At 63.8% G+C, this 25,442-nt stretch carries 30 protein-coding genes and 1 tRNA gene; all 31 read left to right on the forward strand.

What is annotated here, in order from left to right; all coding sequences use genetic code 11:
- The first annotated feature begins 19 nt into the window (after positions 1-19).
- Positions 20-95 (forward strand) — tRNA-Trp (locus INQ43_RS02755).
- Between the two features lie 15 nt (positions 96-110).
- Positions 111-476, forward strand: coding sequence for a preprotein translocase subunit SecE (gene secE / locus INQ43_RS02760; protein WP_043959584.1), 366 nt, complete (start codon positions 111-113; stop codon positions 474-476).
- A gap of 13 nt (positions 477-489) precedes the next feature.
- Positions 490-1,092, forward strand: coding sequence for a transcription termination/antitermination protein NusG (gene nusG / locus INQ43_RS02765; protein ID WP_228062600.1), 603 nt, complete (start codon positions 490-492; stop codon positions 1,090-1,092).
- A 100-nt stretch (positions 1,093-1,192) separates the two neighbouring features.
- Complete coding sequence (rplK, locus tag INQ43_RS02770; protein ID WP_194035013.1) at positions 1,193-1,621, forward strand: 50S ribosomal protein L11; 429 nt, start codon at positions 1,193-1,195, stop codon at positions 1,619-1,621.
- A 3-nt stretch (positions 1,622-1,624) separates the two neighbouring features.
- Positions 1,625-2,323: a 50S ribosomal protein L1 gene (gene rplA / locus INQ43_RS02775; RefSeq protein ID WP_043959531.1), complete on the forward strand. Its 699-nt coding sequence runs from the start codon at positions 1,625-1,627 to the stop codon at positions 2,321-2,323.
- A 384-nt stretch (positions 2,324-2,707) separates the two neighbouring features.
- Positions 2,708-3,232, forward strand: a complete 525-nt coding sequence (rplJ, locus tag INQ43_RS02780; protein WP_043959532.1) for a 50S ribosomal protein L10 — start codon at positions 2,708-2,710, stop codon at positions 3,230-3,232.
- An 85-nt stretch (positions 3,233-3,317) separates the two neighbouring features.
- Entirely contained in the window at positions 3,318-3,692 is a 375-nt protein-coding gene (gene rplL, locus INQ43_RS02785; RefSeq protein ID WP_043959533.1) for a 50S ribosomal protein L7/L12, read from the forward strand.
- A gap of 297 nt (positions 3,693-3,989) precedes the next feature.
- Positions 3,990-8,159, forward strand: coding sequence for a DNA-directed RNA polymerase subunit beta (gene rpoB, locus INQ43_RS02790; protein ID WP_194037048.1), 4,170 nt, complete (start codon positions 3,990-3,992; stop codon positions 8,157-8,159).
- A gap of 99 nt (positions 8,160-8,258) precedes the next feature.
- Positions 8,259-12,473, forward strand: coding sequence for a DNA-directed RNA polymerase subunit beta' (gene rpoC / locus INQ43_RS02795; RefSeq protein ID WP_194037049.1), 4,215 nt, complete (start codon positions 8,259-8,261; stop codon positions 12,471-12,473).
- Between the two features lie 282 nt (positions 12,474-12,755).
- Positions 12,756-13,130, forward strand: coding sequence for a 30S ribosomal protein S12 (rpsL, locus tag INQ43_RS02800; protein ID WP_036196058.1), 375 nt, complete (start codon positions 12,756-12,758; stop codon positions 13,128-13,130).
- Between the two features lie 11 nt (positions 13,131-13,141).
- A complete protein-coding gene (gene rpsG, locus INQ43_RS02805; protein WP_043959536.1) occupies positions 13,142-13,609 on the forward strand; it encodes a 30S ribosomal protein S7 in 468 nt (155 codons plus the stop codon).
- A 137-nt stretch (positions 13,610-13,746) separates the two neighbouring features.
- Positions 13,747-15,837, forward strand: coding sequence for an elongation factor G (gene fusA / locus INQ43_RS02810; protein ID WP_194037050.1), 2,091 nt, complete (start codon positions 13,747-13,749; stop codon positions 15,835-15,837).
- Between the two features lie 68 nt (positions 15,838-15,905).
- Positions 15,906-17,096: an elongation factor Tu gene (gene tuf / locus INQ43_RS02815; RefSeq protein WP_043959529.1), complete on the forward strand. Its 1,191-nt coding sequence runs from the start codon at positions 15,906-15,908 to the stop codon at positions 17,094-17,096.
- A gap of 311 nt (positions 17,097-17,407) precedes the next feature.
- On the forward strand, positions 17,408-17,719 hold the full coding sequence (gene rpsJ, locus INQ43_RS02820; RefSeq protein WP_043959538.1) for a 30S ribosomal protein S10: 312 nt from the start codon (positions 17,408-17,410) through the stop codon (positions 17,717-17,719).
- A 10-nt stretch (positions 17,720-17,729) separates the two neighbouring features.
- Positions 17,730-18,386 carry a 50S ribosomal protein L3 gene (gene rplC, locus INQ43_RS02825; RefSeq protein WP_194035017.1) on the forward strand — a complete coding sequence of 219 codons (657 nt, stop codon included), beginning with the start codon at positions 17,730-17,732 and terminating at the stop codon, positions 18,384-18,386.
- 2 nt (positions 18,387-18,388) lie between these two features.
- Positions 18,389-18,994: a 50S ribosomal protein L4 gene (gene rplD / locus INQ43_RS02830; protein ID WP_194037051.1), complete on the forward strand. Its 606-nt coding sequence runs from the start codon at positions 18,389-18,391 to the stop codon at positions 18,992-18,994.
- Positions 18,991-19,287 carry a 50S ribosomal protein L23 gene (rplW, locus tag INQ43_RS02835; protein ID WP_036196034.1) on the forward strand — a complete coding sequence of 99 codons (297 nt, stop codon included), beginning with the start codon at positions 18,991-18,993 and terminating at the stop codon, positions 19,285-19,287. The genes rplD and rplW overlap by 4 nt, the downstream gene beginning before the upstream one ends.
- A gap of 10 nt (positions 19,288-19,297) precedes the next feature.
- Positions 19,298-20,125 carry a 50S ribosomal protein L2 gene (gene rplB, locus INQ43_RS02840; protein ID WP_043959541.1) on the forward strand — a complete coding sequence of 276 codons (828 nt, stop codon included), beginning with the start codon at positions 19,298-19,300 and terminating at the stop codon, positions 20,123-20,125.
- Positions 20,126-20,131: 6 nt separating this feature from the next.
- Positions 20,132-20,398 carry a 30S ribosomal protein S19 gene (gene rpsS, locus INQ43_RS02845; RefSeq protein ID WP_043959542.1) on the forward strand — a complete coding sequence of 89 codons (267 nt, stop codon included), beginning with the start codon at positions 20,132-20,134 and terminating at the stop codon, positions 20,396-20,398.
- 10 nt (positions 20,399-20,408) lie between these two features.
- Entirely contained in the window at positions 20,409-20,756 is a 348-nt protein-coding gene (gene rplV / locus INQ43_RS02850; RefSeq protein WP_043959586.1) for a 50S ribosomal protein L22, read from the forward strand.
- Between the two features lie 2 nt (positions 20,757-20,758).
- Complete coding sequence (rpsC, locus tag INQ43_RS02855) at positions 20,759-21,475, forward strand: 30S ribosomal protein S3 (RefSeq protein WP_043959543.1); 717 nt, start codon at positions 20,759-20,761, stop codon at positions 21,473-21,475.
- Between the two features lie 6 nt (positions 21,476-21,481).
- Complete coding sequence (rplP, locus tag INQ43_RS02860; protein ID WP_043959544.1) at positions 21,482-21,895, forward strand: 50S ribosomal protein L16; 414 nt, start codon at positions 21,482-21,484, stop codon at positions 21,893-21,895.
- Entirely contained in the window at positions 21,895-22,080 is a 186-nt protein-coding gene (rpmC, locus tag INQ43_RS02865) for a 50S ribosomal protein L29 (protein WP_043959545.1), read from the forward strand. Before rplP ends, rpmC begins: the two co-directional genes overlap by 1 nt.
- Positions 22,081-22,089: 9 nt before the next feature.
- The gene (gene rpsQ, locus INQ43_RS02870) at positions 22,090-22,359 is read left to right on the forward strand and encodes a 30S ribosomal protein S17 (RefSeq protein WP_043959546.1); all 270 of its coding nucleotides are present in this window, start codon (positions 22,090-22,092) and stop codon (positions 22,357-22,359) included.
- Between the two features lie 15 nt (positions 22,360-22,374).
- Positions 22,375-22,743: a 50S ribosomal protein L14 gene (rplN, locus tag INQ43_RS02875; RefSeq protein WP_043959547.1), complete on the forward strand. Its 369-nt coding sequence runs from the start codon at positions 22,375-22,377 to the stop codon at positions 22,741-22,743.
- 14 nt (positions 22,744-22,757) lie between these two features.
- Positions 22,758-23,072: a 50S ribosomal protein L24 gene (gene rplX, locus INQ43_RS02880; RefSeq protein WP_193985943.1), complete on the forward strand. Its 315-nt coding sequence runs from the start codon at positions 22,758-22,760 to the stop codon at positions 23,070-23,072.
- An 11-nt stretch (positions 23,073-23,083) separates the two neighbouring features.
- Complete coding sequence (gene rplE / locus INQ43_RS02885; protein WP_194035019.1) at positions 23,084-23,623, forward strand: 50S ribosomal protein L5; 540 nt, start codon at positions 23,084-23,086, stop codon at positions 23,621-23,623.
- Between the two features lie 14 nt (positions 23,624-23,637).
- Complete coding sequence (gene rpsN / locus INQ43_RS02890; RefSeq protein WP_043959550.1) at positions 23,638-23,943, forward strand: 30S ribosomal protein S14; 306 nt, start codon at positions 23,638-23,640, stop codon at positions 23,941-23,943.
- Between the two features lie 136 nt (positions 23,944-24,079).
- Positions 24,080-24,478: a 30S ribosomal protein S8 gene (rpsH, locus tag INQ43_RS02895; protein WP_193985956.1), complete on the forward strand. Its 399-nt coding sequence runs from the start codon at positions 24,080-24,082 to the stop codon at positions 24,476-24,478.
- Positions 24,479-24,491: 13 nt separating this feature from the next.
- Positions 24,492-25,019 carry a 50S ribosomal protein L6 gene (gene rplF, locus INQ43_RS02900; RefSeq protein ID WP_194035020.1) on the forward strand — a complete coding sequence of 176 codons (528 nt, stop codon included), beginning with the start codon at positions 24,492-24,494 and terminating at the stop codon, positions 25,017-25,019.
- Positions 25,020-25,056: 37 nt separating this feature from the next.
- The gene (gene rplR / locus INQ43_RS02905) at positions 25,057-25,410 is read left to right on the forward strand and encodes a 50S ribosomal protein L18 (RefSeq protein ID WP_193985960.1); all 354 of its coding nucleotides are present in this window, start codon (positions 25,057-25,059) and stop codon (positions 25,408-25,410) included.
- The last annotated feature ends 32 nt before the right edge of the window (positions 25,411-25,442 follow it).

Raw genomic sequence — 25,442 nt, forward strand, 5'->3', positions numbered from 1 at the left:
TTTTCCGGAACCAGTCAATACGCCAGTAGCTCAATTGGCAGAGCAGCGGTCTCCAAAACCGCAGGTTGGGGGTTCGAGTCCCTCCTGGCGTGCCACAAGCGGAAGGTCGATTGAACACCAAGGCTGAACAAAGCACGGGCGACATCCTGAAATACGTGGCCGCGGTGCTGCTGGTGGCCGCTGGCGTATTCGGCTTCTACTGGTTCGACCAGTGGCCGGGCGGCATCCGTGCCCTGCTGGTGGTGGGCGGCCTGGTGCTCGGCGCGGCGGTCTTCATGGTCAGCCACAAGGGTGTGCAGACCCGCGAGTTCCTCTCCGAATCCCACTTCGAGTTGCGCAAGGTGGTCTGGCCCACGCGCCAGGAAGCAATGCGCACCACCTGGGTGGTGGTTTTGGCAGTCGTGATCCTGAGCCTGATCCTGGCCGGATTCGATGTCGTCATCCAGGCGGCGGTGAAGTGGCTGCTTGGACGTTGAGGAGATGACACAAGTGCAGAGTTCAGACAACAGTCCCACCGCGGAAAGTGGCGGAACCAACAAGCGCTGGTATGTCGTCCACGCCTATTCGGGTTACGAGAAGACGGTCGCGCAGGCGTTGCGTGACCGCATCGCCCGCGAAGAGATGGAAGACCGCTTCGGCGAGGTGCTGGTTCCCACGGAAGAAATCGTGGAAATGCGCGCCGGCCAGAAGCGCCGCTCCGAGCGCAAGTTCTTCCCCGGCTACGTGCTGGTGCAGATCGCCACCACCGATGAGGGCGGCATCCCGCGCATCGACAGCGAGTGCTGGCACCTGATCAAGGAAACCCCGAAGGTGATGGGTTTCATCGGCGGTACCGCTGCGCGACCGTTGCCAATCGCCGACCACGAGGCTGCGGCGATCCTGGACCGCGTCCAGGAAGGCGTCGAGAAGCCGCGTCCGAAGGTGCTGTTCGAGGCTGGACAGATGGTCCGCGTCGTCGATGGCCCGTTCAACGACTTCAATGGCGTGGTCGAGGAAATCAACTACGAGAAGAGCCGCCTGCGCGTGGCGGTGCTGATCTTCGGTCGGTCGACCCCGGTCGAGCTCGAATTCGGTCAGGTGGAAAAGGCCTGACCGATAACCCATCCGCCGGACGAGTGGTTCGCCCGGCATCAATCGCGAGGAGCCTGCCGTTGCAAGACGCGCAGGCGCTTGCACTCGCAGGAGTTGTGACATGGCAAAGAAAGTAGTTGGCTACATCAAACTGCAGGTCAAGGCCGGCCAGGCGAATCCGTCGCCGCCGGTGGGTCCTGCCCTCGGCCAGCGCGGCCTGAACATCATGGAGTTCTGCAAGGCATTCAATGCCGCGACCTCCAAGCTGGAGCCGGGCCTGCCCACGCCGGTGATCATCACCGCGTACTCGGACCGTACCTTCACCTTCGTCACCAAGAGCACGCCTGCCGCGGTGCTGCTGAAGAAGGCCGCCGGCGTCAGCCTGGGTTCCAACCGTCCCAACACCGACAAGGTCGGCAAGGTGACGCGCGCCCAGCTGGAAGAGATCGTCAAGGCCAAGGAAGCCGACCTCACGGCGGCGGACCTGGAAGCGGCGGTGCGTACGATTGCGGGTTCGGCCCGCAGCATGGGTTTGGCGGTGGAGGGTTAAGACATGGCGATGACCAAGCGCAAGAAAGCAATCAAGGCCGCCGTCGAGCCGGGCAAGTCCTACGCCTTCGACGACGCCATCAAGATCGTCAAGACCGCCACCAAGGCGAAGTTTGTCGAGTCCGTTGACGTGGCCGTGCGTCTCGGCGTGGACGCGCGCAAGTCCGACCAGCAGGTGCGTGGTTCGACCGTGCTGCCCGCCGGCACCGGCAAGAGCGTTCGGGTTGCGGTGTTCGCACCGGCAGGCGCCAAGGCCGATGAGGCCCTGGCTGCCGGCGCGGAAGCGGTCGGCATGGACGATCTGGCCGAGAAGATGCAGGCCGGCGACCTGAACTACGACGTCGTGATCGCCACCCCTGACGCGATGCGCGTGGTGGGCAAGCTTGGCCAGTTGCTCGGGCCGCGCGGCCTGATGCCGAACCCGAAGGTCGGCACCGTGTCCCCGAACCCGGGCGAGGCGGTCAAGAACGCCAAGGGCGGCCAGGTGCGTTACCGCACCGACAAGGCCGGCATCATCCACTGCACGATCGGCAAGGCCGACTTCGACGATGCCTCGCTGAAGGGCAACCTGGAAGCGCTGCTGGTGGACCTGATCAAGGCCAAGCCGGCCAGCGCCAAGGGCCACTACCTGCAGAAGATTTCGGTCAGCTCGACCATGGGTCCCGGCGTCGCCGTGGACCAGGGAACGCTGGCCCTGAAGTAATGAATCACGCACCGGCCGGAGCGCAAGCGCCCCGGCCGGTGTGGAACGTTTGAGGGCATCGCCCAGGCTCACGCCGACGCGATAGCTGTCAAAGACCGCAGGCGCGTCCAGCGCATGGTTGCGGCGGGCAGGGAGGCTCGCACTGGCACGGATACCGTCGCCGCCATGGACACCGGATGCTTAATCCAGGTACCAGCATCGCTCCTTCGGGAGTTGTTGCCGGCACCAGGCCTGCGTAGATGGTTGCCGACCCTCCAGAATCCTGGAAACGGCCACCACCCGGAGCATCGCTTGCGATGTTCCCGGCATCGGGCCAAACGATGCCGACCGAGTACCGCTCCCGTGCATGTTGCGCGGGGCGGAGTTGAAGTACGGAGGAGTGCAATGGCTCTTAATCTGACCCAGAAACAGGAAGTCGTTGCCGAACTGGCCGAGGTCGCCAGCAAGGCGCACTCGCTGGTCGCCGCGGATTACGTCGGTCTTACCGTCGGGCAACTGACGGAAATGCGCAAGAAGGCCCGCGAAGCCGGTGTGTACTTGAAGGTAGCCAAGAACACGCTGGTCTCGCGCGCAGTGGAGAACACCGATTACGCCATCGTCGCCGATGAGCTGACCGGTCCTTTGCTGTACGCCTTCTCGCAGGAAGATCCCGGCGCTGCGGGACGTCTGATGAAGGAGTTCGCCAAGGCGAACGACAAGCTGAAGCCACGCCTAGTGTCATTGGGCGGACAGTTGTACCCGGGCACCCATGTGGATGTCCTGGCGTCGCTGCCGACCCGTGATGAGGCGTTGTCGATGCTGCTCAGCGTCATGTCCCAGCCGGCCACCATGCTGGTGCGCCTGCTCAGCGAGCCCGCGTCGCAGGTCACCCGCGTTGTCAACGCGGCTGGCCAGACCAAGGCTGCCTGAGGCAGACAGTTCGGTTTACGGTTTTCCGCATAACGCTTTACGACAATCAAGTCGTTTCCAATCCAGATAAAACGAGGTTTTTACAATGTCCCTGTCCAACGAGCAGATCATCGAAGCGATCGCCGAAAAGTCCCTCATGGAAGTGATGGAGCTGGTGAAGTCGATGGAAGAGAAGTTCGGCGTCTCCGCCGCCGCTCCCGTCGCCGCTGCCGGCCCGGCCGCAGCCGCTGCTGCCCCGGCTGAAGAGCAGACCGAGTTCACCGTGACTCTGAAGGCCGCCGGTGAGAAGAAGGTCGAGGTCATCAAGGTCGTGCGTGCGATCACCGGTCTGGGCCTGAAGGAAGCCAAGGACCTGGTCGAAGGCGCGCCGAAGGATGTCAAGGAAGGCGTGACCAAGGACGAAGCCGAGAAGCTGAAGAAGGACCTTGAGACCGCCGGTGCGTCCGTCGAAGTCAAGTAATCCTTGATTGAGTCGCCGGTTTATACTGGAGGCGACCAGCCGGGGCTGGGGGCGAAAGCTCCCGGCCTTTGGCCGTTGTAGCGATATCTGATCAACGTACAAGCACGTTGCACCACGCAGTACCGAGTTGACAGCAGGAAGTAGCGGGAGAAGGCGTGCTGGTGCCGGCAATACCAGCGACTTCCCACTGGCAATTTTGCACCACCTTGATGCATCCCCCGATCTGCATCTCCCCCATCACGTTTTCCCCCGGGCCGCGGACGCGCGACCCGATGAACACCGAGGCGGTAGCTCACCATGACCACAGCTTCCACGACGAATTATTCGTTCACTGAAAAGAAGCGCATCCGCAAGGATTTCGGCAAGAGCCGGTCGATCCTCGAGGTGCCGTTCCTGCTTGCCATCCAGGTCGATTCGTATCGCCGGTTCCTGCAGGAAGACGTCGCACCCGCCAAGCGCGAGGAGCGCGGACTGCATGCCGCCCTGAAGTCGGTGTTCCCGATTTCCAGCTACAGCGGCAACGCGGCCCTGGAGTACGTTGATTACAAGCTCGGTGAGCCGGCCTTCGACGAGCGCGAGTGCCGCCAGCGCGGCATGAGCTACGGCGCCCCGCTGCGGGTCACCGTGCGCCTGGTCATCTACGACCGCGAGTCCTCGACCAAGGCCATCAAGTACGTGAAGGAGCAGGAGGTCTACATGGGCGAGATCCCGCTCATGACCGACAACGGCACCTTCATCGTCAATGGCACCGAACGCGTCATCGTCTCCCAGCTGCACCGCAGCCCGGGCGTGTTCTTCGACCACGACCGTGGCAAGACCCACAGCTCCGGCAAACTGCTCTACAGCGCGCGCATCATCCCGTACCGCGGCTCCTGGCTGGACTTCGAGTTCGACCCCAAGGATGCGCTGTTCACCCGTATCGATCGCCGCCGCAAACTGCCGGTGACCATCCTGCTGCGCGCGCTGGGCTACAACAACGAGGAAATGCTGGCCGAGTTCTTCGAGGTCAACACCTTCCACGTCGACCCCAAGGAAGGCGTGCACCTGGAGCTGGTGCCCGAGCGCCTGCGTGGCGAGACCCTGGACTTCGACCTGGCCGACGGTGACAAGGTCATCGTGGAAGCCGGGCGCCGCATCACCGCGCGCCACGTCAAGCAGCTCGAGGCCGCCGGCATCGATGCGCTGGCCGTGCCCGACGAGTACCTGATCGGCCGCACCCTGTCGCATGACGTCATCGACGAGAGCACCGGCGAGCTGATCGCCGCGGCCAACGACGAGATCACCGAAGAGCACCTGGAGCTGTTCCGCAAGGCCGGCATCGATGCGCTGGGCACGATCTGGACCAACGACCTGGATCGCGGCGCGTTCATCTCCAACACCCTGCGCATCGACCCGAGCAAGACCCAGCTGGAAGCGCTGGTCGAGATCTACCGCATGATGCGTCCCGGCGAGCCGCCGACCAAGGATGCCGCGCAGAACCTGTTCCACAACCTGTTCTTCACCTTCGACCGCTACGACCTGTCGGCTGTGGGCCGGATGAAGTTCAACCGCCGCATCGGCCACAAGGAAGTCACCGGCGCCTCGGTGCTCTACGACGAGCGCTACTTCTCCCAGCGCAAGGACGAGGAGTCCAAGAAGATCGCCGCCGAAGTGGGCGAGGGCTCCGACATCCTCGACGTGCTCAAGGTGCTGACCGAGATCCGCAACGGTCGCGGCATCGTCGATGACATCGACCACCTGGGCAACCGCCGCGTGCGTTCGGTCGGCGAGATGGCCGAGAACACCTTCCGCGTCGGCCTGGTCCGGGTGGAGCGTGCGGTCAAGGAGCGCCTGTCGATGGCCGAGGCCGATGGCCTGACCCCGCAGGACCTGATCAACGCCAAGCCGGTTGCGGCCGCGGTCAAGGAGTTCTTCGGCTCCTCGCAGCTGTCGCAGTTCATGGACCAGAACAACCCGCTCTCGGAGGTCACCCACAAGCGCCGCGTGTCGGCTCTTGGGCCGGGCGGCCTGACCCGCGAGCGCGCGGGCTTTGAAGTGCGCGACGTGCATCCGACCCACTACGGCCGCGTGTGCACCATCGAGACCCCGGAAGGCCCGAACATCGGCCTGATCAATTCGCTGGCGGTGTTTGCCCGAACCAACGAGTACGGCTTCCTGGAGACGCCGTACCGCAAGGTCGTGGACGGCAAGGTCACCGACGAGGTCGAGTACCTGTCGGCGATCGAGGAGAACGAGTACGTCATCGCCCAGGCCAACGCGCCGCAGGACGCCAAGGGCGTGCTCAGCGAGCTGTTCGTGGACTGCCGCTACCAGGGCGAGTCCATGTTGAAGCCGCCGAGCGAGGTGGACTTCATGGACGTCTCGCCGATGCAGACCGTCTCGGTCGCCGCCGCGCTGGTTCCGTTCCTGGAGCACGATGACGCCAACCGCGCGCTGATGGGCGCCAACATGCAGCGCCAGGCGGTACCGACGTTGCGTGCGCAGAAGCCGCTGGTGGGTACGGGCATCGAGCGCGCCGTGGCGCGTGACTCGGGCGTGACCGTGAACGCACTGCGCGGCGGCACCGTCGAGCAGATCGACGCGGCCCGCATCGTGGTCAAGGTCAACGAGGACGAGATCAGCAACGAGACCGACGCCGGCGTCGATATCTACAACCTGATCAAGTACACCCGTTCCAACCAGAACACCTGCATCAACCAGACCCCGCTGGTCAACGTGGGCGACGTGATCGCGCGCGGCGACGTGCTGGCCGACGGCCCCTCCACCGACATCGGCGAGCTGGCCCTGGGCCAGAACATGCTGATCGCGTTCATGCCGTGGCACGGCTACAACTTCGAGGATTCCATCCTGCTTTCCGAGCGGGTGGTCCAGGAGGATCGCTACACCACGATCCACATCGAAGAGCTGACCTGTGTCGCGCGTGACACCAAGCTGGGGCCGGAGGAGATTTCCGCCGACATCCCCAACGTTTCCGAGCAGGCCCTCAACCGCCTCGACGAGTCCGGCGTGGTCTACATCGGCGCCGAAGTGCGCGCCGGCGACATCCTGGTCGGCAAGGTCACGCCCAAGGGCGAGAGCCAGCTGACCCCGGAAGAGAAGCTGCTGCGGGCGATCTTCGGCGAGAAGGCGTCCGACGTGAAGGACAGCTCGCTGCGCGTGCCCCCGGGCATGGACGGCAACGTCATCGACGTGCAGGTCTTCACCCGCGACGGCATCGAGAAGGACGCCCGCGCCAGGCAGATCGAGGAGTCGGAAGTCCGCCGGGTCAAGAAAGACTTCGACGACCAGTTCCGCATCCTGGAGGCGGCGATCTACAGCCGCCTGCGCAGCCAGCTGATCGGCAAGGTCGCCAATGGCGGCGGCGGCGTGAAGAAGGGCGAGACCGTCACCAGCCTGGTGCTGGACGGCCTGTCGCGGAAGGACTGGTTCAGCCTGCGCATGAAGGACGACTCGGCGGTCGAGGCGATCGAGCGCGCGCAGAAGCAGCTGGACGTGCACGAGAAGGAATTCGAGCGCCGTTTTGCCGACAAGCGCGCCAAGATCACCCAGGGCGACGACCTTGCTCCGGGCGTGCTGAAGATGGTCAAGGTGTTCCTGGCGGTCAAGCGCCGCATCCAGCCGGGCGACAAGATGGCCGGCCGCCACGGCAACAAGGGTGTGGTATCGACCCTGGTGCCGGTGCAGGACATGCCTTACATGGCCAACGGCGAGACCGTCGACATCGTGCTCAACCCGCTGGGCGTGCCTAGCCGCATGAACATCGGCCAGGTGCTGGAAGTCCACCTGGGCTGGGCGGCGAAGGGACTGGGCGAGAAGATCCAGCGCATGCTGGAAGCCAAGGCCAAGGTCACCGAGCTGCGCAAGTTCCTCGACGAGATCTACAACCACGACACCAAGCTGCATGGCCAGCGCGTGGACCTGAAGCAGTTCAGCGACGATGAGCTGCTGGCCCTGGCGGGCAACCTCACCGACGGCGTGCCGATGGCAACGCCGGTGTTCGACGGTGCCGCCGAGTCGGAGATCAAGTCGATGCTCAAGCTGGCGGACCTGCCGGCGAGTGGCCAGACCACCCTGTATGACGGTCGCACCGGCGAGGCGTTTGATCGTGACATCACGGTTGGCTACATGCACATGCTGAAGCTGAACCACCTGGTTGACGACAAGATGCACGCCCGCTCCACCGGCCCGTACTCGCTCGTCACCCAGCAGCCGCTGGGCGGCAAGGCGCAGTTCGGCGGCCAGCGCTTCGGTGAGATGGAAGTCTGGGCGCTGGAGGCCTACGGAGCGGCGTACACGCTGCAGGAAATGCTGACGGTCAAGTCCGACGACGTGCAGGGACGCAACCAGATGTACAAGAACATCGTCGATGGCGAGTACGAGACGGTCGCCGGCATGCCGGAGTCGTTCAACGTGCTGGTCAAGGAGATCCGCTCACTGGCGATCAACATGGAGCTGGAAGAGAACTGAGGTTCCTGGGCGGGCAACGCCGCGGATCGCGCGTTGCCCGGCCCAGGCCACCGGTAGTGCCAGCCCTTTGACGATTTACTCCTCCACGGAGAAAGAAAAATGAAAGACCTGCTCAACCTGTTCAACCAGCAGCGTCCGGCGCTGAACTTCGACGCGATCAAGATCGCGTTGGCGTCGCCCGACCTGATCCGTTCGTGGTCGTTTGGCGAGGTGAAGAAGCCCGAGACGATCAACTACCGCACCTTCAAGCCCGAGCGCGACGGCCTGTTCTGCGCCGCGATCTTCGGCCCCGTGAAGGACTACGAGTGCCTGTGCGGCAAGTACAAGCGCATGAAGCACCGCGGCGTGGTGTGCGAGAAGTGCGGCACCGAGGTCACCCTGGCCAAGGTCCGTCGCGAGCGCATGGGACACATCGACCTGGCCTCGCCGGTCGCCCACATCTGGTTCCTCAAGTCGCTGCCCAGCCGCATCGGCCTGATGCTGGACATGACCCTGCGCGATATCGAGCGCATCCTCTACTTCGAGGCGTTCGTCGTCACCGAGCCGGGCCTGACCCCGTTCGAGCGCGGCCAGCTGCTCAATGAAGAGGAGTACATGCAGGCCCGCCAGGAGCACAACGACGACTTCGACGCCGCGATGGGCGCCGAGGCGGTGTTCGACCTGTTGCGGACCCTGGACCTGCAGAGCGAGCTGGTCCAGCTGCGCGAGGACATGGCCGCCACCGGTTCGGAGACCAAGCTCAAGCGCTACACCAAGCGCGTCAAGCTGATCGAGGCGTTCCTGGAGTCGGGCAACAAGCCCGAGTGGATGGTCATGACCGTCCTTCCCGTCCTGCCGCCGGACCTGCGTCCGCTGGTGCCGCTGGACGGTGGCCGCTTTGCGACCTCCGACCTGAACGATCTGTACCGTCGCGTCATCAACCGCAACAACCGCCTGCGTCGCCTGCTGGAGCTCAGCGCGCCGGAGATCATCGTGCGCAACGAGAAGCGCATGCTGCAGGAGTCGGTGGACGCGCTGATGGACAACGGCCGTCGTGGCCGCGCCATCACCGGCACCAACAAGCGCCCGCTGAAGTCGCTGGCCGACATGATCAAGGGCAAGCAGGGCCGGTTCCGCCAGAACCTGCTGGGCAAGCGCGTGGACTACTCCGGCCGCTCGGTCATCGTGGTCGGTCCGTACCTCAAGCTGCACCAGTGCGGCCTGCCCAAGAAGATGGCGCTGGAGCTGTTCAAGCCGTTCATCTTCGCCAAGCTGCAGCGCCAGGGCCTGGCCACCACCATCAAGGCGGCCAAGAAGCTGGTCGAGCGCGAAGAGGCGGAAGTCTGGGACATCCTGGAAGAAGTCATCCGCGAGCATCCGGTGCTGCTCAACCGTGCGCCGACCCTGCATCGCCTCGGCATCCAGGCGTTCGAGCCGGTCCTGATCGAGGGCAAGGCGATCCAGCTGCACCCGCTGGTCTGCACCGCGTTCAACGCCGACTTCGACGGTGACCAGATGGCCGTCCACGTGCCGCTCTCGCTGGAAGCCCAGCTGGAAGCGCGTGCGCTGATGATGGCCTCCAACAACATCCTGTCACCGGCCAACGGCGAGCCGATCATCGTGCCGTCGCAGGACGTCGTGCTGGGCCTGTACTACATGACCCGCGCGCTGGAGAACAAGAAAGGCGAGGGCATGGCGTTTGCCAACGTCGCCGAGGTCAAGCGCGCCTACGACAACCGCGTGGTGGAACTGCACGCCAAGGTCAAGGTCCGCATCGAGGAGTCGGTGATCCAGGAGGACGGCAGCCGTGTGCAGCAGTCCTCGATCGTCGACACCACGATCGGGCGCGCGTTGCTGGACGACATCCTGCCGTCCGGCCTGCCGTTTGCGCTGGCCAACGTCGAGCTGACCAAGAAGAACATCAGCCGCCTGATCAACTCGTGCTACCGCATGCTGGGCCTGAAGGACACGGTAGTGTTCGCCGACCAGCTGATGTACACCGGTTTCGCCTTCGCGACCCGCGCCGGCGTGTCCATCGGCATCGACGACATGATCATCCCGGACGCCAAGAAGGGCATCCTGGACGAGGCCGAGACCGAGGTCACCGAGATCCAGGAGCAGTACCAGTCCGGCCTGGTCACCGGCGGCGAGCGGTACAACAAGGTCGTGGATATCTGGTCGCGCACCAACGAGCGCGTCGCCAAGGCGATGATGGAAACCATCGGCACCGAGAAGGTGGTCAACGCCAAGGGCGAGACCATCGACCAGAAGTCGATGAACTCGGTCTTCATCATGGCCGACTCGGGTGCGCGTGGTTCGCAGGCGCAGATCCGCCAGCTGGCCGGCATGCGTGGCCTGATGGCCAAGCCGGATGGCTCGATCATCGAGACCCCGATCACCGCGAACTTCCGTGAAGGCCTCAACGTCCTGCAGTACTTCATCTCGACCCACGGCGCGCGCAAGGGCCTGGCCGATACCGCGTTGAAGACCGCGAACTCCGGTTACCTGACCCGTCGCCTGGTCGACGTGGCCCAGGACGTGGTCATCACCGAGGACGATTGCGGCACGCTGGAAGGCCTCACCATGATCCCGATCGTGGAAGGCGGCGACATCGTGGAGCCGCTGCGCGACCGCGTGCTGGGTCGTGTCGTGGCCGAGGACGTGTTCCTGCCGGGCGATGACGAGGATCCGATCGTCACCCGGAACACCCTGCTCGACGAGGCCTGGGTGCAGAAGCTGGAAGAGGCGAGCGTGCAGCTGATCAAGGTCCGCTCGACCATCACCTGCGAGTCCACGTTCGGGGTGTGCGCCAACTGCTACGGGCGTGACCTGGGCCGCGGCCACATGGTCAACCATGGCGAGGCGGTCGGCGTGGTCGCTGCCCAGTCCATCGGTGAGCCGGGTACCCAGCTGACCATGCGCACGTTCCACATCGGTGGCGCGGCGTCGCGAGCGGCGGCCATCGACAACGTCACGGTGAAGACCACCGGTACGCTGAAGTTCAACAACCTCAAGCACATCGAGCACTCCGACGGCCACGTGGTCGCGGTGTCCCGCTCCGGTGAACTCTCCGTGCTCGACGTCCACGGGCGTGAGCGCGAGCGTTACAAGCTGCCCTACGGCGCCACCATCGACGTCAAGGATGGCGCGGATATCAAGGCCGGCCAGCAGGTCGCCCACTGGGACCCGCATAACCACCCGATCGTCTCGGAAGTCGCCGGTTTCGTGCGCTTCATCGACTTTGTCGATGGCGTGACCGTGATCGAGAAGACCGACGAGCTGACCGGCCTGGCCTCGCGCGAGATCACCGATCCCAAGCGGCGTGGTTCGGCGGCCAAGGAACTGCGCCCGATCGTGCGCATCATCGACAAGGACGGCAACGACCTCAACATCCCGGGTACCGACCTGCCGGCGCAGTACCAGCTGCCACCGCGCTCGGTGGTCAACCTGCAGGATGGCGCGGCGGTGGGCGTTGGCGACGTGGTTGCCAAGATCCCCCAGGAAGCGTCCAAGACCCGCGACATCACCGGTGGTCTGCCGCGCGTGGCCGATCTGTTCGAGGCGCGCAAGCCCAAGGATCCGGCGATCCTGGCCGAGGTGTCGGGCATCGTCAGCTTCGGCAAGGAAACCAAGGGCAAGCAGCGCCTGGTGATCAAGGAAGCCGACGGCACCGATTACGAGGAGCTGATCCCCAAGTACCGCCAGATCATCGTGTTCGAAGGCGAGCACGTGGAGAAGGGCGAGACCGTGGTGGACGGCGAGCCGACCCCGCAGGACATCCTTCGCCTGTTGGGCGTGGAGCCACTGGCGGTGTACCTGACGAAGGAAATCCAGGACGTGTACCGCCTGCAGGGCGTGAAGATCAACGACAAGCACATCGAGGTGATCGTTCGCCAGATGCTGCGCAAGGTCGATATCAGCGACGCCGGCGACAGCAAGTTCATGAATGGCGAGCAGATCGAGCGTCAGCGCTTTGTCGAAGAGCATGCACGCGTCGCGGCGAACGACGGCATCGTGCCGCAGTTCAACCCGGTCCTGCTGGGCATCACCAAGGCCTCGCTGGCGACGGAGTCGTTCATCTCCGCGGCCTCGTTCCAGGAGACCACCCGGGTGCTCACCGAGGCCGCTGTCCGCGGTACCCGTGACAACCTGCGCGGACTCAAGGAGAACGTCATCGTCGGTCGCCTGATTCCTGCCGGCACCGGATTGGCGTACCATGCGCAGCGCCGCAAGAACGCGTCGGGTCTGACCGACTCCGAAATGGCGGCCCTGTCGGCGCCGGTGGCGTCCGCTGCGGTGGCAGAGGATGTCGGCGAAGAGTCGAGCGCGTCGTAGTACTGCAATAGCAAGCGGCGACCGGAAACGGTCGTCCCAGATCACCAAATGAGGCGCACGGAGCGCCTCGTGTTGGGCCCAGGGAAGGGCGGGATCAGGAAGTTTCGCGGGGACTGGCGCACTGCGCCGGTCCCCGCGAATTCGTGTCTAATCCGCATTTGACGGCATCGTCAAGGGCGGGTTATACTTTTCGGTCTCGGTCGGTCGGGAGTTTCCGGCTTTCCGTTCGTTATTCACAAGAGGCGCGGCATTCCTGGCCGGCCTCCCACCAAAGAGTTCCTGATGGCGACGATCAATCAGCTGGTCCGCAAGCCGCGGCAGGCAGCGACCTACAACAGTGCCTCGCCGGCGCTTGAGAACTGCCCGCAGCGCCGCGGCGTTTGCACCCGTGTCTACACCACCACCCCGAAGAAGCCGAACTCGGCGATGCGCAAGGTGGCCAAGGTGCGCCTGACCAACGGTTACGAGGTCATCTCGTACATCGGCGGTGAAGGCCACAACCTGCAGGAGCACTCGGTGGTGCTGATCCGCGGCGGTCGCGTCAAGGACCTGCCCGGCGTCCGTTACCACACCGTGCGCGGTGCGCTCGATGCCGCCGGCGTCGCCAAGCGCCGCCAGCGCCGTTCAAAGTACGGCGCCAAGCGCCCGAAGTCCTGAGGAATTGACCCATGTCGCGTAAAGGTTCAGCACCGCAGCGTTCGATCCTGCCCGATCCAAAGCATGGCAGCGAGACGATCGCGCGTTTCATCAACATGGTCATGTACAGCGGCAAGAAGTCGGTCGCCGAGAAGATTGTGTACGGCGCCATGGACGTGATCGGCGAGAAGAATGCCGATCCGTTGGAAGTCGTCGAGAAGGCCTTGGCCAACATCTCGCCGGCGGTTGAGGTCAAATCCCGCCGCGTTGGTGGTTCCACCTACCAGGTTCCGGTCGAGGTGCGCTCGTCGCGCCGGGTCGCTCTGGCAATGCGCTGGCTGATCGACGCCGCGCGCAAGCGTGGCGAGAACACCATGCCGCGCAAGCTCGCCGCAGAGCTGCTTGATGCCTCCGAGAGTCGTGGTGGCGCGGTCAAGAAGCGTGAAGAGACCCACCGCATGGCGGAAGCGAACAAGGCGTTCGCGCACTACCGCTGGTGAGCCGGGTGCCCTGCCGCTGGCGGGGCGTTCGCAGGCAACAAGACACTCCGACGGCGGCCGTGGCTGCCCGAGCGTACCGTGTGCCGCCCCCAGGCGGCACCCGGCCTTTCTGAAACATCCAAATACGAGAGGGTACCGTGGCTCGCACCACTCCCATCGAACGCTATCGCAACTTCGGCATCATGGCCCACATCGATGCCGGAAAGACCACCACCTCCGAACGCATCCTGTTCTATACCGGTGTCAACCATAAGCTTGGCGAAACCCATGAGGGTGCCGCCACGATGGACTGGATGGAGCAGGAGCAGGAGCGCGGCATCACCATCACGTCGGCTGCGACGACCGCTTTCTGGAGCGGCATGGACAAGTCCATGGAACAGCACCGGCTGAACATCATCGACACCCCCGGGCACGTCGACTTCACCATCGAGGTGGAGCGCTCCCTGCGCGTGCTCGATGGCGCGGTGTTCGTGCTGTGTGCGGTGGGTGGCGTGCAGCCGCAGTCCGAGACTGTCTGGCGCCAGGCCAACAAGTACAAGGTGCCCCGTCTTGCGTTCGTCAACAAGATGGACCGCACCGGTGCCAACTTCAACAAGGTCGTCAGCCAGCTGAAGGCCCGCCTGGGTGCCTATCCGGTGCCGATGCAGGTGCCGATCGGTGCTGAAGACGGCTTTGAAGGCGTGGTCGACCTGGTCAAGATGAAGGCGATCCACTGGGATACCGCTTCCCAGGGCACCGTATTCGAGTACCGCGAGATCCCGGCCGAACTGCTGGAAGAGGCGACCACCGCCCGCTCGTTCATGGTCGAGGCTGCCGCCGAAGCCAGCGAAGAGCTGATGGACAAGTACCTCAACGACGGTGAGCTTACCGAGGCCGAGATCATCGCCGGCCTGCGCGAGCGTACCCTGAAGGTCGAGGTCATCCCGGTGTTCTGCGGCACGGCGTTCAAGAACAAGGGCGTCCAGGCGATGCTCGACGGCGTGATCCAGCTGCTGCCGGCTCCGACCGACGTGCATGCCGTCACCGGTATCGACGAGGACGATCAGGAAGCGACCCGTGAAGCCTCCGACAAGGCGCCGTTCTCGGCACTGGCGTTCAAGGTCATGACCGATCCCTTCGTGGGTTCGCTGACGTTCTTCCGCTGCTATTCGGGCGTGCTGAATTCCGGCGACCAGGTGTACAACCCGATCAAGTCGAAGAAGGAGCGCATCGGCCGCATCCTGCAGATGCACTCCAACGACCGCATCGAGATCAAGGAAGTGCGCGCCGGCGACATCGCCGCCGCGGTCGGCCTCAAGGACGTCACCACCGGTGACACCCTTTGCGCGATCGACCACGTCATCACCCTGGAGCGCATGGTGTTCCCGGAGCCGGTGATCTCGATGGCCGTGGAGCCCAAGACCAAGGCCGACCAGGAGAAGATGAGCACCGCGCTGGGCCGTCTGGCGCAGGAGGATCCGTCCTTCCGCGTGCACACCGACGAAGAGTCCGGCCAGACCATCATCTCCGGCATGGGCGAGTTGCACCTGGACATCCTGGTGGACCGCATGCGCCGCGAGTTCAACGTTGAAGCCAACGTGGGCAAGCCGCAGGTGGCTTACCGCGAGACCATCCGCAAGGCGGTCAAGGCCGAAGGCAAGTTCGTGCGCCAGTCCGGCGGCAAGGGCCAGTTCGGCCACGTGTGGCTGGAAATCGAGCCCGGCGAGACCGGCAGCGGTTACCTGTTCGAGAACGCGATCGTCGGCGGCGTGGTCCCCAAGGACTACATCCCGGCGGTGGACAAGGGCATCCAGGAGGCGGTTGCCAACGGCCTGCTGGCTGGCTATCCCATCGTCGATGTCAAGGTCAAGCTGGTCGACGGTTCCTACCATGAGGTCGACTCCTCGGAAATGGCGTTCAAGATCGCCGGCTCGATGGGCTTCAAGGAAGGCTTCCACAAGGCCAGCCCGGTCCTGCTGGAGCCGATGATGAAGGTCGAGATCGTCACCCCGGAGGATTACCTGGGCGACGTGATGGGCGATGTCAGCCGTCGTCGCGGAATCCTGCAGGGTCAGGAGGACAGCCTGTCGGGCAAGATCATCGACGCGATGCTTCCGCTGGGCGAGATGTTCGGCTACGCCACCAGCCTGCGCTCCATGTCGCAGGGTCGTGCGACCTTCACGATGGAATTCGATCACTACGCCGAGGCGCCGGCCAACATCGCCGACGCGGTGATCAAAAAGAACTGATGCAACGGCCGGCATCCGCCGGCCGCCGCTTCCACACGACAACCAGATGAAATCCAGAGGTAACAATCATGGCCAAGGGTAAATTCGAGCGCACCAAGCCGCACGTGAACGTCGGCACGATCGGTCACGTTGACCACGGCAAGACCACGTTGACTGCAGCGCTGACCAAGGTTGGCGCGGAGCGTTTTGGTGGCGAGTTCAGCGCGTACGACGCGATTGACCGTGCCCCCGAAGAGAAGGCGCGCGGCATCACGATCTCGACCTCGCACGTCGAGTACGAGTCCCCGAACCGCCACTACGCGCACGTCGACTGCCCCGGGCACGCCGACTACGTGAAGAACATGATCACCGGTGCGGCGCAGATGGACGGCGCGATCCTGGTGTGCTCGGCCGCGGACGGCCCTATGCCGCAGACCCGAGAGCACATCCTGTTGGCCCGCCAGGTGGGCGTGCCCTACATCGTGTCCTACCTGAACAAGGCGGACATGGTGGACGACGCCGAGCTGCTGGAGCTGGTGGAGATGGAAGTGCGCGAGCTTCTGTCCAAGTACGACTTCCCCGGCGACGACACCCCGATCATCACCGGTTCGGCGCTGAAGGCGCTGGAAGGTGACCAGAGCGACATCGGCGTGCCCTCCATCATCAAGCTGGTCGATGCACTGGACAGCTGGATCCCGGAGCCCGAGCGCGACGTGGACAAGGCGTTCCTGATGCCGGTCGAGGACGTGTTCTCGATCTCCGGTCGCGGCACCGTGGTCACCGGTCGTATCGAGCGCGGCATCATCAAGGTGGGCGAGGAGATCGAGATCGTCGGCATCCGTCCGACCGTCAAGACCACCGTCACCGGTGTTGAGATGTTCCGCAAGCTGCTTGACCAGGGTCAGGCGGGTGATAACGCCGGCCTGCTGCTGCGTGGCACCAAGCGTGACGACGTCGAGCGCGGCCAGGTGCTGTGCAAGCCCGGTTCGATCAAGCCGCACACCGAGTTCGAAGGTGAGGTCTACATTCTGAGCAAGGACGAGGGCGGCCGTCACACGCCGTTCTTCAAGGGCTACCGTCCGCAGTTCTACTTCCGCACCACCGACGTCACCGGCGCCTGCGAGCTGCCCGAGGGCGTGGAGATGGTGATGCCGGGCGACAACGTGAAGATGGTGGTCACCCTGATCAACCCGATCGCGATGGACGAAGGCCTGCGTTTTGCGATCCGCGAAGGTGGCCGCACCGTCGGCGCCGGCGTGGTGTCCAAGATCATCAAGTAATAGCGTCACCCGGCGCTCCCCAGGGAGCGCCAAACCAGCGAAATGAGGAGCAGGATGCCCCTCGTATTCGCCCGACAGGGAAATGTCGCGTGGCAAGACCACAGGCTGTAGCGGAGTTGTCCGCAACAGCTTGACGGGCTGATGACACGCGCTTTATACTTTTCTGTCTGGGCAGGCCGGGTAACCGGCCTGCCTTGTTTTGCTACAGATTTCCGTATCGGCGGGTCATCCCCGGTGCGGAGGATATGTCCATTGGGGTTCGGTGCACCCAGCCACCGGCCCGTCGCTCTTTACTTCCAAGGAACACCGTCATGGCGGACCAAAAGATCCGAATCCGGCTGAAGGCGTACGATCATCGATTGATCGACCGCTCGGCCAGCGAGATCGTCGAGACAGCCAAGCGGACCGGCGCACAAGTGCGTGGCCCGATTCCGCTGCCAACCAAGATCGAGCGCTTCACCGTTCTTACTTCTCCGCACGTCGACAAGGACGCGCGCGACCAGTACGAGACCCGCACGCACAAGCGCGTGCTCGATATCGTCGACCCCAACGACAAGACCGTGGACGCGCTGATGAAGCTCGAACTGGCTGCCGGCGTCGACGTCCAGATCAAGCTGACCTGAGGCAGACATCATGACCGCGAAGAAATATTCGTTGGGCATCGTCGGTCGCAAGGCCGGCATGAGCCGGTTCTTCACCGAAGATGGTCGTTCCATTCCGGTGACCCTCATCGAGGCGACCCCGAACCGGATCACCCAGATCAAGTCCGTCGACAGCGACGGTTACAGCGCGGTGCAGGTCACCGTGGGCGTGCGCCGCGCGGCGCTTGTGAACAAGCCCTCCGCGGGTCACCTGGCGAAAGCCAAGGTCGGCGCCGGTCGTGGTTTGTGGGAATTCCGCGTCGCCGACGACAAGCTGGGCGACTTCAATGTGGGCGGCGAAATCAAGGCCGACATCTTTGAAGTGGGCCAGATCGTCGACGTCCAGGGCGTGACCAAGGGCAAGGGCTTCCAGGGCACGATCAAGCGCTGGAACTTCGCCATGGGCGATGCGACCCACGGTAACTCGCTCTCGCACCGTTCCCCGGGCTCCATCGGCCAGCGCCAGACGCCGGGCCGCGTGTTTCCGGGCAAGAAGATGTCCGGCCATATGGGCCAGGTGCAGCAGAGCACGCAGGGCCTGGAAGTGGTCAAGGTTGACGCCGAGCGCGGCCTGATCGCGATCAAGGGCGCGGTGCCGGGCGCGCCGGGCGGCGATGTGATCGTCCGTCCGACGACCAAGGGAGTATGACGATGGAACTTGCCATCAATAACACCAGCAAGACGCTGGCGGTCTCCGAGGAGATCTTCGGCCGCGAGTTCAGCGAGGACCTCGTCCACCAGGTCGTGGTCGCCTACCGCAACGCCGGTCGTGCCGGAACCAAGGCGCAGAAGACGCGCTCGGAAGTCGCCGGTACCACCAAGAAGTCCAAGAAGCAGAAGGGTGGTGGCGCCCGCCACGGCGCCCTGACCGCTCCGATCTTCCGTGGTGGTGGCGTGACCTTCGCGGCCAAGCCGCGCAGCTTCGCGCAGAAGGTCAACCGCAAGATGTACCGCGCGGCGATGGCGTCGATCCTGTCCGAGCTCAACCGCCAGGGTCGCATCACCGTGGTGGAGAGCCTGGAGCTGGATTCGCCCAAGACCACGGGCATGGTTGCCCTGCTCAAGGATCTTGAAGCCGGCCGCCGTCCGCTGCTGGTCACCGAGGATGCCACCGAGAATCTGTACCTCTCGGCGTGCAACTTGCCGTATGTCGAAGTCCGTGACGTGCAGGGGCTGGATCCGGTCGCGCTGGTTGGCGCCGACACGGTCGTGGTCACCGCCGACGCGATCAAGAAGATCGAGGAGTGGCTGGCATGAACGACGCCAAGCTCTACAACGTGATCCGTGCGCCGCGTGTGTCCGAGAAGACCGCACGGCTGCAGGAAGTTTCCAATCAATACGTCTTCGAAGTGGCGACGACGGCAACCAAGGCGGACATCAAGGTCGCCGTGGAAAAGCTGTTCGACGTCAAGGTCGAGGCGGTCAACGTGCTCAACGTGAAGGGCAAAGCCAAAGCCTTCAAGTTCCGCATGGGCCGTCGCCCCGACTGGCGCAAGGCATACGTGACGCTGGCCGATGGCCAGTCGATCGACGTGATGGCCAAGGCTTGAGGATCGACCCATGGCACTAATGACATTCAAACCCACTTCGCCAGGCCGCCGTTCGGCAGTCCGCGTCGTGTCGCCCGAACTCCACAAGGGCGCGCCGTATGCGCCGTTGCTGGAGCCGCAGAGCCGCTCGGGTGGTCGTAACCACCACGGCCGCATCACCACCCGTCACATCGGTGGTGGCCACAAGCAGCACTACCGCATCATCGATTTCAAGCGCAACAAGGAAGGCATTCCGGCGCGCGTGGAGCGGATCGAATACGATCCCAACCGCACCGCCCATATCGCCCTGCTGTGCTACGTCGACGGTGAGCGCCGTTACATCATCGCGCCCAAGGGCCTGAAGGCGGGCGACCAGGTGATCGCCGGTCGTGATGCCCCGATCCGTACCGGCAACAGCCTGCCGCTGGCAAACGTGCCGGTCGGCTCCACCGTGCATTGCATCGAGATGAAGCCTGGCAAGGGTGCGCAGATCGCCCGTGCCGCCGGCGCCTCGGTGCAGCTGGTGGCGCGCGAGCAGGGTTACGCAACCCTGCGCCTGCGCTCCGGCGAGATGCGCAAGGTGCCGGTCGAGTGCCGCGCCACCATCGGTGAAGTCGGCAACAACGAGCACAGCCTGCAGAAACTGGGCAAGGCCGGTGCCAAGCGCTGGTTGGGCATCCGCCCGACCGTGCGTGGTGCCGCCATGAACCCGGTCGACCATCCGCACGGCGGTGGTGAGGGCAAGGCTGGCCAGGGCAACCCGCATCCGGTCACCCCGTGGGGTGTCCCGACCAAGGGTTACAAGACGCGGCACAACAAGCGCACGCAGCAGTTCATCGTTCGCGATCGCAGGAGCTAATCGACAATGGCACGTTCACTTAAAAAGGGTCCGTTCGTCGACCACCATCTGATCAAGAAGGTGGAGGCTGCGGCCAACAACAAGCGCCCGATCAAGACCTGGTCGCGCCGCTCGATGGTGCTGCCGGAGATGGTGGGTTTCACCATCGCCGTGCATAACGGTCGCAACCACATCCCGGTGCTGGTCAACGAGAACATGGTCGGCCACAAACTCGGCGAGTTCGCCCTGACGCGTACCTTCAAGGGACACGTCGGCGACAAGAAGAGCCGATAAGGAGATGACCATGGAAGCCAAAGCCATCCTGCGCAGCGCGCGCATCTCCGCCCAGAAAGTACGCCTGGTCGCCGACCAGGTCCGCGGTCAGACCGCCGAGAAAGCAGTCAACCTGCTGAAGTTCTCCGACAAGAAGGCCGCCGATCTCGTCCGCAAGGTTCTGGAGTCGGCCATCGCCAACGCCGAGAACAACCAGGGCGCCGACATCGACGAGCTGAAGGTCACGACGATCATGGTTGACGAAGGTCCAACGCTGAAGCGCTTCATGGCGCGTGCGAAGGGTCGCGGCACCCGCATTCTCAAGCGCACCAGCCACATCACCGTGGTTGTGGGCGACGGCAAGCAGGGCGGAGTCTGATTATGGGTAACAAAGTTCATCCGACCGGCATCCGCCTTGGCATTTCCAAGGACTGGAACTCCAAGTGGTTTGCCGGCAAGAAGCAGTACTCCGAGTACCTGATCGCCGACCTCAAGGTCCGCGAGATGCTGCGCAAGAAGCTCTCGCAGGCGGGCATTTCGAAGATCTTCATCGAGCGCCCGGCCAACAACGCCCGCGTGACCATCCATACCGCCCGCCCGGGCGTGGTGATCGGCAAGCGGGGCGAGGACATCGACAAGCTGCGCAAGGAAGTCAGCGAGATGATGGGCGTGCCTGCCCACATCAACGTGACCGAAGTGCGCAAGCCCGAGCTGGACGCGCAGCTGGTGGCCGAGTCGATTGCCCAGCAGCTGGAGCGTCGCATCATGTTCCGTCGCGCGATGAAGCGCGCGGTCGGCAACGCGATGCGTCTTGGTGCCCTGGGCATCAAGGTCCAGGTCGGTGGCCGCTTGAATGGTGCGGAAATCGCCCGTTCCGAGTGGTACCGCGAAGGTCGTGTGCCGCTGCACACCCTGCGCGCAGATATCGACTACGGCTTTGCCGAGGCGAATACCACCTACGGCATCATCGGGGTGAAGGCATGGGTCTACCGGGGCGAGATCTTCGATTTCTCCCAGGTTGGTCAGGAAAAGCCGGACGACAGCCCGCGCAGCGATCGACGTGACCGCTCGCCCCGTCCGCCCCGCGACTCGAGGTAACGGATCATGTTGCAACCAAAACGAACCAAGTACCGCAAGGTGCACAAGGGCCGCAATGACGGTCTGGCCTGGAGCGGCAACGCTGTCAGCTTCGGCGAGTACGGCCTGAAGGCAACCGCGCACGGCCAGCTCACTGCCCGCCAGATCGAGGCGGCGCGTCGCTCCATCAGCCGTCACGTCAAGCGCGGCGGCAAGATGTGGCTGCGCGTGTTCCCCGACAAGCCGGTCACCAAGAAGCCGATCGAAGTCCGCATGGGCAAGGGCAAGGGCAACGTGGAGTACTGGGTTGCCCAGGTCCAGCCCGGCCGGATGATCTACGAGATCGAGGGCGTGGCTGAAGACGTGGCGCGCGAGGCGTTCCGCCTGGCCGCCGCGAAGCTCTCGGTGACCACCACTTTCGTGACCCGGACGGTGCGGTAATGGAACTCAACAAACTGCGAGAGAAGTCCGCTGACGAGCTCAAGGCCCATCTGACCGAGCTGCACAAGGAAGGGTTCGCCCTTCGCATGCAGCAGGCCACCGGCCAGCTCGCCAAGACCCATGAGGCCCGCCGGGTGCGCCGCGAGATTGCTCGCGTCAACACCCTGCTCGGCGAGAAGAAGTAAGGACCCGCCATGACCGACAACAATACAGAGAAGGCGCTGCGCACGGTCGAAGGACGCGTGGTCAGCAACAAGATGGACAAGACCGTCACCGTGCTCGTGGAGCGCCAGGTCAAGCACGCGCTGTACGGCAAGTACATCCGTCGCTCGACCAAGCTGCACGCGCACGATGCGGAGAACACCTGCAACGAGGGCGACGTGGTCCGGATTTCCGAGATCGCGCCGATGTCGAAGACCAAGAACTGGCGTGTGGTGGAAGTTGTCACCCGCGCTGTCGAATAACGAGGAGGCTGAACCATGATCCAGATGCAAAGCTACCTCACGGTGGCAGACAATTCCGGCGCGAAGGAAGTGATGTGCATCAAGGTGCTCGGTGGCTCCAAGCGCCGTTACGCCGCGATCGGCGACGTCATCAAAGTGACCGTGAAGGACGCGATTCCGCGGGGCAAGGTCAAGAAGGGCGACGTCTATGACGCCGTCGTGGTGCGTACCCGCAAGGGCGTTCGCCGCTCGGATGGCTCGTTGATCCGCTTCGACGGCAACGCCGCCGTCCTGCTGAACAACAAGCAGGAGCCGATTGGCACCCGCATATTTGGGCCCGTGACCCGTGAACTGCGTTCCGAGAAGTTCATGAAGATCGTCTCGCTCGCCCCAGAAGTGCTCTGAGCGGAGGAATTGACATGAACCGTATCAAGAAAGGCGACCACGTGATCGTGACCGCCGGCAAGGACAAGGGCAAGAAGGGTGATGTGGTGCGCGTGGCAGGCGACAAGGTCGTCGTGTCCAACGTCAACATCATCAAGCGCCACACCAAGCCGAACCCGCAGGTCGGCCAGGCCGGCGGCGTGATCGAGCGTGAGGCGCCGATCCATATCTCCAACGTGATGGTGTTCAACCCGGCATCGGGCAAGGGCGAGCGCGTTGGCATCAAAGTGCTGGAGGATGGACGCAAAATGCGTGTGTTCCGCTCCAGCGGCGAGGCGCTTGACGCCTGAGGAATGCTGAAATGACCCGTCTTGAAAAATTCTACAAAGAAGAAGTGGTTCCGTCGCTGACCGAGAAGTTCGGTTACACGAACCCGATGCAGGTGCCGCGCATCTCCAAGATCACCCTGAACATGGGTGTGGGCGAAGCGGCCACCAACAAGAAGGTGCTCGAGAACGCGGTCGCCGACATGACGAAGATCGCCGGCCAGAAGCCGATCGTGACCAACAGCCGCGTCTCGGTGGCCTCGTTCAAGATCCGCGACGGTTGGCCGATCGGCTGCAAGGTCACCCTGCGCCGTTCGAAGATGTTCGAGTTCCTCGACCGTCTGATCAACGTCTCGCTGCCGCGCGTGCGTGACTTCCGTGGTGTGTCTGGCAAGTCCTTCGACGGGCGTGGCAACTACAACATGGGCGTCAAGGAACAGATCATCTTCCCTGAGATCGATTACGACCAGGTGGATGCTGTCCGGGGCATGGACATCGCGATCATCACGACCGCGAACACCGATGCAGAAGCCCGCGCCCTGCTGGAAGCGTTCCGCTTCCCGTTCCGCACCTAATTCAAGGATCCACCATGGCAAAGACATCAATGATCAACCGCGATCTGAAGCGGGCGAAGCTGGCGGAGAAGTACGCCGCCAAGCGCGCCGAGCTGAAGAAGACGATTTCCAGCCCGTCCAGCTCCTATGAGGAGAAGGAAGAGGCGGTGGTCAAGCTGCAGAAGCTGCCGCGTGACTCCTCCCCGTCGCGTCAGCGCAACCGTTGCGCCCTGACCGGCCGCTCGCGCGGCGTGTACGCCAAGTTCGGCCTCGGCCGGAACAAGCTGCGCGAAGCCACCATGCGTGGTGACGTGCCGGGCCTGCGCAAGGCCAGCTGGTAAAAAAGTGGTAATGGGGGTCGGTTAGTCTGCTAGACTTGCCGGCTCGCAACGCTCCACGCGTGTCTGTCGTTCGAAGGCGCGCCACAACTGAATTCGCAATCGCGCGGATATCGGTGCACTCATCAGGTAACTACACATGAGCATGACTGATCCCATCGCCGACATGTTCGTCCGCATCCGCAATGCGGCCGCGGTCGGCAAGCCGTCGGTGAAAATGCCGTCGTCCAAGACCAAGGTCGCTATCGCCAAGGTGCTGGAAGACGAAGGCTACATCCTCGGCACGACCGTGACCGATATCGGCAACGGCAAGCACGAGCTCCAGGTCGATCTGAAGTACTACGAAGGCAAGCCGGTCATCGAGCAGCTGAAGCGCTATTCGCGCTCGGGCCTGCGCCAGTACCGCGGCAAGGACGCGCTGCCCAAGGTGCTCAATGGCCTCGGCGTTTCCATCATTTCCACCTCCAAGGGCATCATGACCGATTCGAAGGCGCGCGAGCTCGGCGTCGGCGGTGAAGTCCTGTGCTTCGTGGCATAAGGGAGTAACGACCATGTCCCGTATTGCCAACAAGCCGATCGTCCTGGCCAAGGGCGTCCAGCTGGATGTCCAGTCCGGCAGCGTAACCGTCAAGGGCCCGAAGGGCTCGCTCTCGATGGCGGTGCCCGAAGGCGTGCAGATCAAGATCGAAGACGGCCAGGCGCTGATGAGCTCGGACACGCCGGCCCATGTCGCCGTGACCGGCACGATGCGTTCGATCATCGCCAACATGGTGCATGGCGTTTCCGAAGGCTTCGAGCGCAAGCTCGAGCTGGTCGGCGTCGGCTACCGTGCCGCCATGCAAGGCAAGGATCTGAGCCTGACGCTTGGATTCTCGCATCCGATCGTGTTCACCGCTCCGGAAGGCATCACCATCACCACCCCGACCCAGACCGAAGTGCTGGTGCAGGGTGCCGACAACCAGCGTGTCGGTGAGGTGGCTGCCAAGATTCGTGGCTTCCGTCCGCCCGAGCCCTACAAGGGCAAGGGTGTGAAGTACGCCGGCGAGACCATCATTCGCAAGGAAGCCAAGAAGGCCTGATCACCATCAGGGGCCTTCAGCTTTCGAGGACCAGACAATGAACAAGAACATCGCCCGCCTGCGTCGCGCCAAGTCCACCCGTTCGCATATCCGCACGCTCGGTGTCCCGCGCCTGTCGGTGCTGCGTACCGGCCAGCACCTGTACGCGCAGGTATTCACTGCCGACGGTTCGCAGTGCCTCGCCGCCGCATCGACCACCCAGTCGAGCGTGATGGAAGGCCTGAAGAACGGTCGCAACGCCGACGCCGCCGCCAAGGTTGGCCAGGCAATTGCCGCGGCGGCCAAGGCCGCCGGGATCGAGAAGGTCGCTTTTGACCGCTCGGGTTATCGCTATCACGGTCGCGTCAAGGCGCTGGCCGATGCCGCCCGCGAGGGTGGCCTGCAGTTCTAAGCCGGGACGGGGCTTGCGCCCCGTCTTTCACC

It is taken from the genome of Lysobacter sp. H23M47 (assembly GCF_015209765.1).
Classification (GTDB): Bacteria; Pseudomonadota; Gammaproteobacteria; order Xanthomonadales; family Xanthomonadaceae; genus Novilysobacter; species Novilysobacter avium.